At 71.9% G+C, this 15403-nt stretch carries 13 protein-coding genes and 1 pseudogene; 3 read left to right on the forward strand and 11 right to left on the reverse strand.

Annotated features, from left to right (window positions below):
• Positions 1 to 42: 42 nt before the first annotated feature.
• From ilvA to DK389_RS18730, 5 genes are all read right to left on the reverse strand, one after another.
• The gene (gene ilvA, locus DK389_RS18710; RefSeq protein WP_109891771.1) at positions 43 to 1572 is read right to left on the reverse strand and encodes a threonine ammonia-lyase, biosynthetic; all 1530 of its coding nucleotides are present in this window, start codon (positions 1570 to 1572) and stop codon (positions 43 to 45) included.
• Between the two features lie 85 nt (positions 1573 to 1657).
• The gene (locus DK389_RS18715) at positions 1658 to 2005 is read right to left on the reverse strand and encodes a diacylglycerol kinase (protein ID WP_109891773.1); all 348 of its coding nucleotides are present in this window, start codon (positions 2003 to 2005) and stop codon (positions 1658 to 1660) included.
• A gap of 4 nt (positions 2006 to 2009) precedes the next feature.
• On the reverse strand, positions 2010 to 3089 hold the full coding sequence (locus tag DK389_RS18720) for an AbrB family transcriptional regulator (protein WP_109891775.1): 1080 nt from the start codon (positions 3087 to 3089) through the stop codon (positions 2010 to 2012).
• A gap of 108 nt (positions 3090 to 3197) precedes the next feature.
• A complete protein-coding gene (locus DK389_RS18725) occupies positions 3198 to 3746 on the reverse strand; it encodes a hypothetical protein (protein ID WP_162560720.1) in 549 nt (182 codons plus the stop codon).
• Between the two features lie 211 nt (positions 3747 to 3957).
• Positions 3958 to 4893 carry a LysR substrate-binding domain-containing protein gene (locus tag DK389_RS18730; protein WP_109891779.1) on the reverse strand — a complete coding sequence of 312 codons (936 nt, stop codon included), beginning with the start codon at positions 4891 to 4893 and terminating at the stop codon, positions 3958 to 3960.
• Positions 4894 to 5040: 147 nt separating this feature from the next.
• Here DK389_RS18730 and DK389_RS18735 point away from each other — a divergent pair, with 147 nt between their 5' ends.
• Positions 5041 to 6630, forward strand: coding sequence for a catalase (locus DK389_RS18735; protein WP_109891781.1), 1590 nt, complete (start codon positions 5041 to 5043; stop codon positions 6628 to 6630).
• Positions 6631 to 6764: 134 nt separating this feature from the next.
• A complete protein-coding gene (locus DK389_RS18740) occupies positions 6765 to 7238 on the forward strand; it encodes a cupin domain-containing protein (protein ID WP_109891783.1) in 474 nt (157 codons plus the stop codon).
• 16 nt (positions 7239 to 7254) lie between these two features.
• On the opposite strand, the gene DK389_RS18745 is transcribed toward DK389_RS18740, so the two are convergent.
• The 6 genes and pseudogenes from DK389_RS18745 to miaB all read right to left on the reverse strand — a co-directional run bounded on the left by DK389_RS18745 (position 7255) and on the right by miaB (position 14243).
• Positions 7255 to 8457, reverse strand: a complete 1203-nt coding sequence (locus DK389_RS18745; RefSeq protein ID WP_109896568.1) for an MFS transporter — start codon at positions 8455 to 8457, stop codon at positions 7255 to 7257.
• Positions 8454 to 10097, reverse strand: a complete 1644-nt coding sequence (gene lnt, locus DK389_RS18750) for an apolipoprotein N-acyltransferase (protein WP_109896570.1) — start codon at positions 10095 to 10097, stop codon at positions 8454 to 8456. The genes DK389_RS18745 and lnt overlap by 4 nt, the downstream gene beginning before the upstream one ends.
• A gap of 29 nt (positions 10098 to 10126) precedes the next feature.
• Positions 10127 to 11250 (reverse strand): annotated as a pseudogene (locus tag DK389_RS18755) (hemolysin family protein).
• Between the two features lie 36 nt (positions 11251 to 11286).
• Positions 11287 to 11769: an rRNA maturation RNase YbeY gene (gene ybeY, locus DK389_RS18760; RefSeq protein WP_109891785.1), complete on the reverse strand. Its 483-nt coding sequence runs from the start codon at positions 11767 to 11769 to the stop codon at positions 11287 to 11289.
• A 1-nt stretch (position 11770) separates the two neighbouring features.
• Positions 11771 to 12880, reverse strand: coding sequence for a PhoH family protein (locus tag DK389_RS18765; RefSeq protein ID WP_109891787.1), 1110 nt, complete (start codon positions 12878 to 12880; stop codon positions 11771 to 11773).
• A 25-nt stretch (positions 12881 to 12905) separates the two neighbouring features.
• Positions 12906 to 14243: a tRNA (N6-isopentenyl adenosine(37)-C2)-methylthiotransferase MiaB gene (gene miaB, locus DK389_RS18770; protein ID WP_109891789.1), complete on the reverse strand. Its 1338-nt coding sequence runs from the start codon at positions 14241 to 14243 to the stop codon at positions 12906 to 12908.
• 226 nt (positions 14244 to 14469) lie between these two features.
• On the opposite strand from miaB, the gene DK389_RS18775 reads away from it, so the two are divergent.
• A complete protein-coding gene (locus tag DK389_RS18775) occupies positions 14470 to 15399 on the forward strand; it encodes a glutaminase (protein WP_109891791.1) in 930 nt (309 codons plus the stop codon).
• Positions 15400 to 15403: the final 4 nt, after the last annotated feature.

Raw genomic sequence — 15403 nt, forward strand, 5'->3', positions numbered from 1 at the left:
AGCGCCCCTGCCGCGCGATCGCGGAGCGCGATTCTCCCGCGCCTACGCCGCGGCCTTCCCGCCATTGTCGAGGAAGAGCCGGTAGGCCGGGTTGTCGGTCTCGTCGGTGCAGGGATAGCCGAGGTCGTCGACCGCCTTCTGGAAGCGGGCGCGCTCGGCCTCCGGCACCGCGATCCCGGCCAGCACCCGGCCGTAATCAGCGCCGTGGTTGCGGTAGTGAAACAGCGTGATGTTGAACCCTTCCCCGAGACTGTCGAGGAAGCGGAGCAGCGCGCCCGGCCGCTCCGGGAACTGGAAGCGGTAGAGGCGCTCGTCCTTGAGCCCCGTCGCGCGGCCGCCGACCATGTAGCGGATGTGGACCTTGGCCATCTCGTTGTCGCTCATGTCGAGGACAGCGTAGCCGGCCTCGCGCAGCGACGTGATCAGGGCCCGCTTCTCGGGCAAACCGCCGGCGAGGTTCACCCCGACGAAGATCTGCGCGTCCGCATCCTTCGCGTAACGGTAGTTGAATTCGGTGATGGCGCGGGGGCCGAGCGTGCCGATGAAGGTGCGGTAGGCGCCCGCCCGCTCCGGGATCGTGACCCCGAGGAGGACTTCCCGCTGCTCGCCGATCTCGGCCCGCTCGGCGATGTGGCGGAGGCGGTCGAAATTAAGGTTGGCGCCGCTGGAGATGGCGATGAGCGTGCCGGACCCGCCCTCGCGCTCGGCGTAGAGCTTGGCGCCGGCGAGCGCCAGCGCCCCCGAGGGCTCGGAGATGGCGCGGGTATCGTCGAAGACGTCCTTCACCGCGGCGCACATCGCGTCGGTGTCGACGGTGATGACGCCGTCCAGGCTCTCGCGGCAGAGGCGGAAGGTCTCTTCGCCGGCGCGGCGGACCGCGACGCCGTCGGCGAACAGGCCGACGCTGTTGAGCGTCGTCGGCTCGCCGCTGGCGAGTGCCGCAGCCATGCAGGCGGCATCGTCCGGCTCGACGCCAATTACCTTCGTCTCGGGCCGCAAGTATTTGACGAAGGTGGCGATTCCGGCGGCGAGGCCGCCGCCGCCGATCGGCACGAAGATCGCCTCGATCGGCCCGGTATGCTGGTGCAGGATCTCCATGCCGATCGTGCCCTGGCCGGCGATGACGTCCGGGTCGTCGAACGGGTGGAGGAAGGTCAGGCCCTCCTCGGATTCGCGGCGCTTCGCCTCGGCCAGGGCTTCGTCGAAGGTGTCGCCGTGCAGCACCACCTCGGCGCCGCGGGCCCGGCAGGCATCGACCTTGATGGCCGGCGTGGTGCGCGGCATCACGATGACGGCCCGGACGTTCAGCTTGGCGGCGGAGAGGGCGACGCCCTGGGCGTGGTTGCCCGCCGAGGCGCAGATGACGCCGCGGGCGAGTTGCTCACCGTCGAGGCCCGACATCTTGTTGTAGGCGCCGCGCAGCTTGAACGAGAAGACCGGCTGCAAATCCTCCCGCTTGAGGAGGATCGGCCGGTCGTAGCGGGCCGAAAGGCGCGGCATCGGGTCGAGCGGGCTCTCGATCGCGACGTCGTAGACGCGGGCGGTGAGGATCTTGCGGATGTAATCGGTCACGGGCCGGAGCGATCATGAACGGGATGTCGGGACGTAGATCGCGACATAGCCCTTCGTGGCCCGAAATGCGAGCGCCGGCCGGATCTTAAGCCGCGCGATCGATCAGCGCGGCGATCCACACGATCAGGGCGATCGCTTGGGCCAGGAAGGTGCCGGCCGACGCGAGATCCTTGACCACGCCGATCCGCGCGTGCCGGTCCGGGTGGAGATGGTCGCAGAGCTTCTCGATCGCGGTGTTCAGGAACTCGGCGGCGAGCATCAGGAGGAGGCTCGCGACGAGCGCCACCCGCACCCACAGGCTCGTGCCGAGGATCAGCGCGACGGGAATGCCGAGGCCGAGGAGCGCGAGCTCCTGGCGCACCGCCCGCTCGGTGCGGGCGCCGTGCACGAGGCCGCGCCAGGAATTCAGGAAGGCGAGAACGAGGGCGCGCACGGCTCTAGCCCCGCACGGCCGGATCGGGCGGCGCCGCCCGCGCGATCCACCGGGCGAGGATCGGCCCGGTGACCAGCACCACGAACAGCCGCAGGGTCTGCACCGCCAGCACGAACGACACGTCGGCCTTGGAGCCGACCGCGATGATGGCGACCGAATCGAATCCGCCCGGGCTCGTCGCCAGGAAGGCGGTGAGGAAGTCGATCGGCAGGATGCGGGTCAGGCCGAAGGCCCAGGCCGCGCAGAGCGCGATGACCGCGAGCGTCGCCGCCGCGATGCCGGGGAAGGCGTGGAGCGTCTCCCGCAGGGTCTCGCGGGTGAAGCGCAGGCCCACATACCAGCCGATCACGGCGTAGGCTCCGTCGAGGAGCCAGGCCGGCAGGCTGATGCTGGCGATCCCCGTCGCGTGCAGCGCGGAGCCGAGGAGCATCGGGCCGACGAGGGCGCCGGCGGGCAGGCGCAGGGCCAGCGCGATGCCGGCGCCGAGGGTGGCGATGGCGAGCGTCGCCAGCACGGAGCCGAGCGGCGCGGCGGGGGCGACCGCCTGTCCGGCGCCGGCCGGCAGGTCGGTATCGGTGAGGAGGCACGCTACCAGGGAGGCCGACAGGACGACGGCGGCGACCCGCACGTATTGCATGAAGGCGACGAGGCGCGGATCCGAGCCGTATTCCTCGGCCATCGCCACCATGGCGGCGGCCCCGCCGGGCGAGGAGCCCCAGGCGGCGGTGGTTCCGGGCAGGATCCGCATCCGCGTGAGCACCACGCCGACGACGGCGCCCGCCGCCACGGTCACCAGCACGACGAGGAGGATGAGGAGCCCGTCGTCGAGGAGGGTGCCGGTGATCTCGGCGTTGACGGCGTGGGCGACGAGGCAGCCGATCAGGGCCTGCGCGGCCTGGAAGGGGGCCTTCGGCAGGGCGATCCCGGCACCGCGCACGCCGAAGGCGATGGCGGCGAGCATCGGCCCGAGCAGGAGGGCGGCGGGGAAGCGGGCGAGCGCGAGAGCGTAGGCGAGGATCCCGGACGCGGCGATCAGCAGCGCCCAGAGGCCGAGGCTGCGGCCGAGGGAACGGGAAGCGGGCAAGGCGGGGCAATGATCCTGGGAGCCCGCGCGCCGCGCGGACCGAGGCGCGGCGCTACACCGGAATGGCCGGCCTGTCACGGTGGGAGGCCCCCGGACAGGAGCGTACTGTCATTCCTCCGCATCCCATAAATCGCGAACGCAGCGCGCGAAAGCGGCCGATGCTATCGATCCAGGGATGGCTCCGAGGACAAGGCCGAATCCGACATGCCCGGTGCGGATTCCAGACGACACGTAGACCTGCAGCAAGCAGGCCGACATCGTCCCCAGGATGACGATCCCGATCTGCTGCAGCCAGTCGTTCTTCGGCAGCACCAACGACAGCGACGGGAGCAGCACGAACACGAACAGGGCGATGGGGAGCACCCACCTCGGGTAGAGATCCATCAGGATGGCTGGCAACAGCAGCGGCACGACGAGGAGGAAGGGCGGAAAAATCAGCACCAAGATCACGAGCAGGGGAGATGCGATCGCCAAGCAGAGCAGAACGTAGCCGAGGGCACCAGCAACCAAGGCTACGAATGAGGATATCAGTAACCGAAAGGCGCGCTCCAGGCCGTCCAGATAGGAATTGAACAGAGAGCGTTTGGGCATCAGGTCGTTTCCGCCGCGCGTCGATGCCGGCCAGGTCGTACGACGGATTCCTGCAGCGCCCAGCATTGCTGCCGGGTTTCCAACGTCGAGCCTGCCCCACCTCTCCCGTCCGGGAGAGGTCGGGTCCGCCAAAGGCGGACCGGGTGAAGGATGCGACCTCTCCGGAAAGACCTGCACCCCTCACCCTGTCCCTCTCCCGAACGAGAGAGGGGACCCGTGCTCGACAGGCCGGCGGCGCGGTCTCCCCGACCAAAGGAGGGGCGAGACGGCTTTGCGGCTAGGGGAAGCCGTCATCGTCCCGGCAGGCCGCCGTGCTCGGCGGCGCGTGCGCGCGGAAGAAGGCGGCGAGGTGCGAGAGGCCGGCGGCGCGGGGGTCGCTGGAGCGCCAGGCGAGCGCGATGGTGCGGCCGGGGCCGTCCGCGTCGAAGCTCCGCGTCACCACGAGGCCGCTCGGGTCCGGGCCCGCCGGCACCGCGAGCGCCGGGAGGAGGGTGTAGCCGGCGCCGGCCGCCACCATCGAGCGCAGGGTCTCCAGGCTGGTGGCGTGGCGGCCGACGCTGCTGCCGGCGCCGCAGGCCGCCACCGTCTGGTCGCGCAGGCAATTGCCCTCGTCGAGGAGCAGCAGATCCGGCCCGGCGATGTCGGTGGCGCGCAGGGCCCCACCCTGGGCGAGGGCGTGGTCGGCCGGGCAGGCGAGCCAGAAGGGCTCGACGAAGAGCGGCGAGACGGTGAGGCCGGCCGGGGGCAGCGGCAGGGAAACCAGCGCGGCGTCGATGCGCCCGTCCCGCAACCCCTCCAGGATCTCGGCGGTGCGCGCCTCGCTCAAGGCGAGCGAGAGCAGAGGAAATTCCTGCCGCATCAGGCGCAGGATCAGGGGGAAGAAATAGGGGCCGAGCGTCTGGATCGCCGCCAGGACGAGGCGGCCGGTCAGCGGGGCGCCGCGCCCCTCGCTCGCCAGGGTCAGCAGGCGCTGCGCCTCCGCCAGCACGGCGCGCCCCTGCCGGACGATGACCTGGCCCGCGGGCGTCTGCAGGACGCGCCGGTTCGAGCGCTCGAACAGGGCGAGGCCGAGGGCCTCCTCCAGCTTGCGGACCTGAACGCTCAAGGTCGGCTGGCTCACATTGCAGCGATCGGCCGCCCGGCCGAAATGACCTTCGTCGGCGATGGCCACCACGTATTCGAGGTCGCGAAGGGAGATGCCGGCGACATTCATAGACGCCGTCTATCACGGCCTTTGCGACGATGCATTTGCCAATGGGTCGCGCCGCCTTCATAACGGCAGCCCAGAACGGTTCCAGCCTGCCGGGCGTTGCCCCGGCATCCGGCACGACGCATCCGAACATCCAGAGAGGCGCCACGCATGAGCGACCAACGTCCCATTCTGACGACCCGCCAGGGCCATCCGGTCCGCGACAACCAGAGCACGCGGACGGTCGGCGAGCGCGGCCCGGCGACCCTCGAGAACTACCAGTTCATCGAGAAGATCACGCATTTCGACCGCGAGCGGATTCCGGAGCGGGTCGTCCACGCCCGCGGCGCCGGCGCCCACGGCTATTTCGAGGCCTACGGCAAGATCGGCAACGAGCCGGCCTCCAAGTACACCCGCGCCCGCGTTCTGAACGAGACCGGCGTGCGGACGCCGATGTTCGTGCGCTTCTCCACCGTGGCCGGCGCCAAGGAGAGCCCGGAGACCGAGCGCGACCCGCGCGGCTTCGCGGTGAAGTTCAAGACCGTCGACGGCAATTGGGACCTCGTGGGCAACAACCTGAAGGTCTTCTTCATCCGCGACGCGATCAAGTTCCCCGACATGATCCACGCGTTCAAGCCGGATCCGGTGACGAACCGCCAGGAGGCGTGGCGCTTCTTCGACTTCGTGGCCCAGCACCCCGAAGCGATCCACATGGTGACCCACCTGAAGTCGCCCTGGGGCATCCCCGCGAATTACCGCGAGATGGAGGGCTCGGGCGTCAACACCTACAAGCTCGTCAATGATCAGGGCGAGGCGGTGCTCTGCAAGTTCCACTGGGAGCCCAAGCAGGGCGTGCGCAACCTGACCTCGGCCCAGGCATCCGAGATCCAGGCCAAGGATGTCGGCCACGCCACGCGCGACCTCTACGACAACATCAAGGCCGGCAATTTCCCCGAATGGGAATTCTGCCTGCAGATCATGCCGGACGGGCCGAACGACCACCTGTCGTTCGATCCGCTCGACGACACGAAGCTGTGGCCGGTCGACCAGTTCCCGCTGCTGCCGGTGGGCCGCATGGTGCTCGACCGGGTGCCCGACAACTTCTTCGCCGAGGTCGAGCAATCGGCCTTCGGGACGGGCGTGCTCGTCGACGGAATCGACTTCTCGGACGACAAGATGCTGCAGGGCCGGACCCTGTCCTACTCGGACACGCAGCGCTACCGCGTCGGCGCGAACTACCTGCAATTGCCGATCAACGCGCCGCAGCCCGGCGTGAAGGTCTACTCGAACCAGCGCGACGGCCAGATGACCTACGGGGTCGACGGCACCGGCCCGAACCGGCACATCAACTACGAGCCCTCGACGCTCGCCGAGGGCCTGCGCGAGGCGCCCAAGCCCGCGAAGGACTACCACCAGCCTGTGAGCGGCAATCTCGGCCGCTACCAGACCTCCCGGACCGAGGACGATTACACCCAGGCGGGAATCCGCTACCGCTCCTTCGCGGATTGGGAGCGCGAGGACCTGATCGCCAACCTCGTCGCCGACATGAAGCAGTGCCCCGAGCCCATCCAGCTCCGGATGGTCTGGCACTTCTGGCACGCGGACGAGGATTACGGCCGCCGCGTCGCCGAGGGCGCCGGGATCGACCTCGAGAAGGCCAAGGCCCTGCCGCCGCTGCCGGGCCGCGCCGCGCCGGGCAAGCGCCTGACGCCCGAGACCTACACGGACGGCTCGCAGGCCCACAAGGTCGCCGCCGAGTAAGCCTCCCGCCCCGTTCGGGACGCCATCGCCCCGCCCGGTCCCCGACCGGGCGGGGTTTTCGTTTCGCGGCCGCGTGCGCACATCAGATGCGAGGGCGCCCCGCCGGGGCCGCGCAACGATCCGGGAGACGATGCATGGGCCAGATCCTCCGAGCCGGCGAGGGCGCGCATGTCCGCATCAACGGGATGGAGATCACCTACCTCGCCCGCAGCGCCTCGACCCACGACGCGATGGGCATCTACGGCGTCACGCTGGCGGCGCGCTCGCCCGGGGCGGGGCTGCATCGGCACGCGGCGCTCACCGAGACCTTCGAGGTGCACGCGGGCACGCTCGCCATGCGGATCGACGGGCGGGACGTCGATCTCGGGCCCGGCGACTTCGTGCTGATCCCGCCCGGCCAGCCGCACGCCTTCGCCAACCGCTCGCAGGCCCCGGTGCACTTCACCTTAAGCTTCACGCCGGCCCTGGAGCGCGAGGGCTTCTTCGAGGGTCTGGCCAAGCTCGCCGCGGAGAACCGGCTCGCGGACGAGGCCGCGATGGAGCGGCTGATGCGCCGCTACGACCAGGAGCCGCTGGAAGGCTTCGACGGCTGGAGCGAGGCGGGCTGAGCGTGGCCGGCCCGCGTCAGCGCGCGACCGGCTCGGATTCCGCCGAGATCGTCCGGGCCCTGCCCGCATGCAGGCCGAACAGCAGGGCGCCCAGCGCGAAGGCGCAGAACAGGGCCGCCGACAGGTTCCAGCCGTCCGTCTCGTGGGCGAGGCCGAAGCCGAAGGGGCCGAGCGCCGCGATGGCGTAGCCGACGCCCTGCGCCAGCGCCGAGAGCGCCGCGGCGCTGGCGGGATCGCGGGCGCGCAGGACGATGATGGTCAGCCCCAGGCCGAAGGTGCCGCCGAGGCCGAAGCCGAGGCCGACCGCCAGCGGCGCGACGAGCCCGGTCGGCGCGATCAGGAGGCCGAGGAAGGCGCAGACCGTCAGGCTCACGAGGGCGACGACGTAGGCGCGCTGCTCCCGCGCCCGGGCGGCGAGCGTCGGCACCAGGAGCGCGCTCGGGGCTTGGCCCAGGCTCATCAGCGAGGCGACGAAGCCGGCATCGACGGGGCTGAGGCCGCGATCCTGCAGCACGCTCGGCAGCCACGCGAAGGCGATGTAGGCGAGCGAGGATTGCAGGCCCATGAAGCCGGTGACCTGCCAGGCGAGGCGATGGCGGGCGATCCCCGCGATCATCGAGCCGGCCGCTCCCGCGGCGGCCCGGTGGGGCCGGGCGAGGGCGAGGGGCGCCCAGGCGAGGCTCGCGATCAGCGCCGGGACGGCCCAGGCGGCGAGCGCCGCCGCCCAGCCGCCGGGCAGGATGTCGAGGAGCGGCACGGTCAGCCCCGAGCCTGCGGCGGCGCCGAGGCAGAGGGTCATCGTGTAGAGGCCCGTCACCAGACCGACATGGCCGGGGAAGTCGCGCTTGACGAGGCCGGGGAGCAGCCCGCCCGCGAGCCCGATCCCGGCGGCCGAGACGCAGGCGCCGAGGAACAGGGGAACGAGGCCGCCGAGCGCGCGCAGGGACAGGCCCGCGGCCACGACGAGGATCGCGAGGAGGACGCCGCGGTCGGGGCCGAGGCGGCGGCTGATCGTGGGACCCAGCGCGCTGGCGATCCCGAGGAACAGGACCGGCAGCGTCGTGAGGAAGGCCGCGCCCGCCGCGCCGAGCCCGGTCTCGGCGCGGATGCCGGAAAGCAGCGGGCCGACCGTAGTCAGGGCCGGGCGCAGGTTGAACGCCACGAGCAGGAGGCCGGCCCCGAGGAGGAGGATGGGCGGCCGGCTCTCCCCGGCGCTCACGCCCGGCGCCAAGCCGCCAGGGCGCAGAGGAGCGCGCCCGCGAGCATCAGGGCGAAGGGAATGTCGCCGAGCCTCGCGTAGAGGGTGCGGCCGGGCACGGGGGCGGGCAGGTCGGCGTCGAGGACGTCCTCGCGGCCGAGGGGCAGGCTCGCGGTGACGCGCCCGTAGGCGTCGACCACGGCCGAGATGCCCGTGTTTGCGTCGCGCACCAGCGGCAGCCCCTCCTCGACGGCGCGCAGCCGCGCCTGCGCGAAGTGCTGGCGAGGGCCGGGCGTGTCGCCGAACCACGTGTCGTTGGTGACGTTCAGGATCAGGCCCGGCGCCGGCTCCGCGGCGCCCGCCTGCCCGGCGGGCACGATGGCTCCGGGGAAGATCGCCTCGTAGCAGATCGTGGCGGCGGCCGGCGGCAGGCCGGGCACGGTCAGGATGCGCTGGCCCGCGCGGCTCCCGGCCGAGAAGCCGCCCGGCACCGACACGAACTGGCGCAGGCCCAGGGCCCGCAGGGCCGCGTCGAGGGGGCCCGGCAGGTACTCGCCGAAGGGGACGAGGTGGACCTTGTCGTAGGTGTCGCTGATGCGGCCGGGCGCCTCGATCGTCATGATGGCGTTGAAGAAGCGCAGGCGCTCGCCCGGCAGGGGCTCCTCGGCGCGGGCCGCGCCCGTGACGAGGCGCGCGCCCGGCGGCAGGCCGGCGCCGACCTTGGCGAGCGAGGCGGGGTCGCGCTGGATCAGGAAGGGAAAGGCGGATTCGGGCCAGATCACATGGGTCGGCGCCGGCGCGCCGGCCTCGGGCGGGCGCTGGCTCAGCTCGACGTAGCGGTCGACGATGTCCTCCCGGTTCTCGGGGCGGAACTTGGCGTCCTGGGGCAGGTTCGGCTGCACGAGGCGCAGTCGCACGCCCGCGACCGGCGCCGAGTGGCCGGGCGGCACGCGCTCCGCTCCCCAGAGGGCGAGGGCGGCGAGCGTGATCGCGGCCGCGGCCGTCGGCCCGTAGCGCGCGCGGGGATGCGCGCCGGTGGCGAGCGTCGCGGGCGCGGCGCAGATCAGGACGGCGAGCAGCGTCAGCCCGTAGAGCCCGACGAAGGAGGCTGCCTGCATCAGCCAGAGATCCTGGCCGAGCGCCATGCCGAGCGTGTTCCAGGGAAAGCCCGTGAAGAGGTGGCCGCGCAGCCACTCGGCCGCGGCGATCCCGACGGCCAGCGCCGCGATGCGGCCGGCGTTCCGGGACCAGAGCAGGCGCGCGGCCGCGAAGCCGGCGCCGTAGAACAGGGCGAGCACGGCGGGCAGGCCGACGACGCCGAGGGGCAGCGCCCAGGCGAACTCGTCCGCCTCCACGAGGAAGGCCGAGCCGAGCCACCACAGGCCGGCCGTGAGGTAGCCGAAGCCCCAGGCCCAGCCGACGAGGAAGCAGGGCATGAGGGTGCGGGCGAGCCCGGCCCGGCCCGCGGCCGCCCCGTCCATCAGCCAGACCGCGAGGGTCAGCGAGACGGCGAGCGCCGGCAGCAGGCCGAAGGGCGGCATGGCGAGGGCGCCCAGCGCGCCGGCCAGGATCGCGACGCCGAGCCGGCGCCAGCCGCGGGCGAGCGCCAGCCAGCGCACGGGCGCGGCGAGGGGGCCGCCCGCTTGGTCGCGCGCGGGCAGGTCCGCCCGGAGCAACGCCTCGCCCGCGGTCACGTGCCGTGGGTCTCGACGCTCGGGGCCGAAGGCTTCGGCGGCGGCAGGGCGAGGGGGACGACCGCCTCGATCTTGGCCGGGCCCCGCTGGAAGCGCAGGCGCTTGAGGCGGCGGGGATCGGCGTCGAGAACCTCGAATTCGAGATCGCCGGGTCCCGCGATCAGCTCGCCGCGAGAGGGCACGCGGCCGGCCAGCGTGACGATCATGCCGCCGATCGTGTCGATCTCCTCGGCCATCTCGCCGACGGCCGCGACGAGATCGACGCCGGTCGCCTCCGAGACCTCGGCGAGGCCCGCGCGGGCATCGGCCACGAAGATCTCGGCCTCGCCGTCGAGGCGCTGCACCAGCCTTCCCTCGGCGACGTCGTGCTCGTCCTCGATGTCGCCGACCACCATCTCGATCAGGTCCTCGATCGAGATCAGGCCGTCCGTGCCGCCGTACTCGTCGATGACGAGGGCCATGTGGGTGCGGGTCGCCTGCATCCGGACGAGCAGGTCGATCGCCGGCATCGAGGGCGGCACGAACAGGACCGGCCGCTGGATGCGCGTCGCCGCGAGCGTCGCGGCGAGATCGACATGGGCGAGGTTGAGCGAGCGCAGCGCCCGCGCGCCGCCGTTGCGGCGGGTGCGGGGCACGGGCTTCTCCTCGGCGGGCGCAGGCTCGGGCGCGCTCGCGCCAGCGCGGCGCGCCCCGGCCTCGGCGCGGGCCGCGATATGGTCGACGAAGTCGCGGATGTGGACCATGCCGCGGGGGTCGTCGAGGGTCTCGCCATAGACCGGCAGACGCGAGTGCCCGGCGGTACGGAACAGCTTCAGGAGGTCGCCGAGGCTCGTGTCGATCGAGACCGCGACGATGTCGGCCCGGGGGATCATCACGTCGTCGACCCGCACCTTGTGCAGGCCGAGCACGTTCTTGAGCATGGCCCGTTCCAGGGGCGAGAAGGCGTTCTCGCCGTTGTCGGGCTCGGAGAGGGCCCCTCGATGTCGTCGCGCAGCGAATCGCGCGGCTTCAGGTGGAGGGCCTGGAGCAGCCGGTCGTACCAGGGCTCGCGGGCGCCGGCCTCACCGTCTGCGGAGGGGAGCGCGGCCTGGGCCGCGCCGCGACTTCGATCGTTCGTCATGTCTCTCGGGTCTGGGGTATGCGCCGGGCGTCTGCCTCAATCGGCGTAGGGGTCGGGCACGCCGAGGGTGCGCAGGGCCGCCACTTCGAGGGCTTCCATCGCATCGGCCTCGGCCTCGCCGGTCTCATGGTCCTGGCCGAGAAGGTGCAGCGTGCCATGAACGAGAAGGTGCGCGAGATGATCGGCGAGCGGCTTCGACTGCTCGGCACTCTCGCGCAGCATCGTGTCATACGCAAGGACGACGTCGCCGAGCGGGGCCGCCATCCCGGCGATTGCGGGCTGCGGGGCGGCCGGGAAGGACAGCACGTTGGTGGGCTTGTCCTTGCCGCGCCAGCTGCGGTTCAGCGCCTGCACGGCGGCATCGTCGGTGAGCAGGACGCTGACCTCGAGCGCGCCCCCGGGTGCCCCCGGTGCGGCGGCGTACCCCGCCTCGACGGCGCGGATCACCAGCGCCTCGAGATCGGGCGCGACGCCCTCCCAGCGCGGGTCCTCCACGGCGACGTCGATCTCGAGAGGCATGTCAGGCGAGCGGGCGGCGGCGCGGGTTCGGGTTGCGGTCGGCCTCCGCCTCGCCGTGCGACGCCTTCTCGTAGGCCGTGACGATGCGGCGGACGAGGTCGTGACGCACCACGTCGACGTCCCTGAAGGTGACGCGGCCGATCCCCTCGACCCCGTCGAGGATCGAGACCGCCTCGACGAGACCGGAGCGCTGGCCGGGCGGCAGGTCGATCTGGCTCGGATCGCCGGTGACGATCATGCGCGAGTTCTCGCCGAGCCGGGTCAGGAACATCTTCATCTGCATCGAGGTCGTGTTCTGCGCCTCGTCGAGGAGCACCACGGCGTTCGTCAGCGTGCGCCCGCGCATGAAGGCAAGCGGCGCGATCTCGATCTGCCCCGTCTGCAGGCCGCGGTCGACGTGGCGCGCCTCCATGAAGTCGTAGAGGGCGTCGTAGATCGGGCGGAGGTAGGGATCGACCTTCTCCCGCATGTCGCCGGGCAGGAAGCCGAGCCGCTCGCCCGCCTCGACCGCCGGGCGCGACAGGATCAGGCGCTCGACGTGGCCCTGCTCCAGGAGCGAGACCGCGTGGCCGACGGCGAGCCAGGTCTTGCCGGTTCCGGCCGGCCCCTCCGCGAAGACGAGCTCGTTGCTGCGGAGCGCCTTGATGTAGGCGTCCTGCGCGGCGCTGCGGGCGCGTACGGCACCGCGGCGGCGGGTGGCGATCTGGTCGAATTGCGGCCGGTCGGATTCGGCGGCGATCTCGGCCGAGGGAAAGAGGTTGCCTTGGACTGTCGTCTCCTGGATGGCGCCATCGACGTCGCCGAGCGTCAGCGCGGTGCCCGATTCCTGGGCGCGGGCGTAGAGCCGCTCGAAGACGCGGCGCGCCTTCTCGGCCGCGTCCGGCGCGCCCTTCACGACGAGGTGGTTGCCGAGCGCCGTCGCCGTCACGCCGAGGCGGCGCTCGATATGGGCGACGTTCTGGTCGTACTGGCCGAAGACGAGGCTCGCGAGGCGGTTGTCGTCGAAGGTCAGCGACACCTCGACCGTCTCCATGATCTCGCCGGGCCGGGAAGCGGGGCCGCGCCCCCGCAAGGCGCCCCCACGGCCGGAGGCTCCGTCGCTCGTGCTCAAGCGGATGTCCTTCTGGTCAACGGTCTCACGCGGCGGCCGCTTCGGACAGGGTCGCGCCGAACAGGCTGTTGGCGCCGGCCTCGACGATGCGCACGGGCAGGATCGTGCCGATGCTGGCGGCCGGAGCGTCGACCTGCACGGCGAGCAGGTGCGGCGTCTTGCCGGCGACCTGCCCCGGGTGACGCCCGGCCTTCTCGACGAGGATCTCGGTCGTCCGGCCCACCGCCGCCTTCTGGTAGGCGTGGCGCTGCCGGTCGAGGAGGGCCTGGAGCGCGGCGAGGCGCTCGCTCTTCACGGATTCCGGCACCGCGTCGGCGCGCTCCGCCGCGGGCGTGCCGGGGCGGGAGCTGTACTTGAACGAGAAGGCGCTCTCGAAGCCGATCTCGGCCACGAGGCGCATCGTCTCGGAAAACTCCGCGTCGGTCTCGCCGGGAAAGCCGACGATGAAGTCGGAGGAGAGGGCGATGTCGGGCCGGGCCGCACGGACCCGGTCGATCAGGCGGCGGTACGCGTCGCCGGTGTGGCGCCGGTTCATCGCCGCGAGCACCCGGTCCGACCCCGACTGCACGGGCAGGTGCAGGTAGGGCATCAGGGCGGGGATCTCGGCATGGGCCCGGATCAGGTCCTCGCCCATGTCGTTGGGGTGGCTCGTCGTGTAGCGGAGGCGCGCGATGCCGGGGATCTCGGCCACGGCGCGCATCAGGTCGGCGAGCGTCGCCGGCCCGCCGTCCGGGCCCGCCCCGTGATAGGCGTTCACGTTCTGCCCGATCAGCGTGATCTCGCGCACGCCGCCCTCGGCGAGGGCGCGCGCCTCGGCGAGCACGGCCGGGACCGAGCGCGAGACTTCGGCCCCGCGGGTGTAGGGCACAACGCAGAAGGCGCAGAACTTGTCGCAGCCCTCCTGCACGGTGAGGAAGGCGGAGACGCCCCTGTTCCGCCGCGCGGGCAGGTGGTCGAACTTGTCCTCGACCGGAAATTCGGTGTCGACGACGCGCTTCTCCCGCGACTGCTCCAGGAGCTCCGGCAGCCGGTGATAGCTCTGGGGGCCCACCACCACGTCGACGGCAGGCGCCCGTGCCAGGATCTCGGCGCCCTCGGCCTGCGCCACGCAGCCCGCCACCACGATGCGGGTGTCGCGGCCCTCCTGCCGGCGCTCGCCTTTCAGCACGCGCAGGCGTCCAAGCTCGGAATAGACCTTCTCGGCAGCCTTCTCGCGGATGTGGCAGGTGTTGAGGACGACGACGTCCGCGTCCTCGACGGAATCGGTCGCCGCGTAGCCCTGCTGCCCGAGCACGTCCGCCATGCGGGCGGCGTCGTAGGCATTCATCTGGCATCCGTAGGATCGGACGAAGGCTTTCTTCAACGATTCGGGTCCCGGACGGCGTAGGGGGCGGGCCCGTCCGCGCGTCGCGGGGGCCGGATGGATCATCGAGGGCGCGCGTCTACCACGTTTTTCACCGGGCGTCGCGCGGCCCGATTCACGCTGCGGCGCTCTGGCGGCGCTCTGGCGGCGCTCTGGCGGCGCGCTGGCGCCGCGCTTGCTTGCCCCCGGGCGCCGAACCGGCCGGGGCCGGAATGACGAGGTGTGCGTGACCGAGCTTGAGCGTGCCGTGCGGGAGATCTCCGAGGAGATGCGGCAGCGGCCGGACCGCGGCGAGGTGGCCTCCTACATCCCGGAACTGGCCCGGGTCGACCCGCAGGCCTTCGGGCTCGTCGTGATCGACGCGGACGGGAACGTGGCCGCGGGGGGCGACAGCGACGTCGCCTTCTCGATCCAGAGCATCTCGAAGGTGTTCACTCTGACGCTCGCGCTCGGCACGGTCGGCGACCGGCTCTGGCGGCGGGTCGGGCGCGAGCCCTCGGGGAGCCCTTTCAACTCCATCGTGCAGCTGGAGCGGGAGCAGGGCGTCCCGCGCAACCCCTTCATCAACGCGGGCGCGATCGCGGTGACCGACGTGATCCTGTCAGGCCACCAGCCGCGGGAGGCGCTGGGCGAGATCCTGCGCTTCATGCAGTTCGTGGCCGACGATTCGTCGATCGCGATCGACGAGGCGGTGGCGGCCTCCGAGCAGCGCACGGGCTTCCGCAACAGTGCGCTCGCCAATTACATGAAATCCTTCGGCGTGATCGAGAATCCGGTCGCGTACACGCTCGGCGTCTACTTCCACCACTGCGCCATCGCGATGACCTGCCGCCAGCTCGCGAAGGCCGGGCGCTTCCTCGCCCATTCCGGGCGCAACCCGGCGACCGGGCATCTCGTGGTGCAGCCGGAGCGGGCACGCCGCATCAACGCGATCATGCTGACCTGCGGCCATTACGACGGCTCGGGCGAGTTCGCCTATCGCGTCGGCCTGCCCGGCAAGAGCGGGGTCGGCGGCGGCATCCTCGCGGTCGCTCCGGGCAAGGCGTCGATCGCCGTCTGGTCGCCGGGCCTCGACGCCGCCGGCAACTCGCATCTCGGCCGGATCGCGCTCGAGGCGCTGACCCGGCGGATGGGCTGGTCGATCTTCGGAACCTGACGAG

Source organism: Methylobacterium durans, from assembly GCF_003173715.1.
Taxonomy (GTDB): Bacteria; Pseudomonadota; Alphaproteobacteria; order Rhizobiales; family Beijerinckiaceae; genus Methylobacterium; species Methylobacterium durans.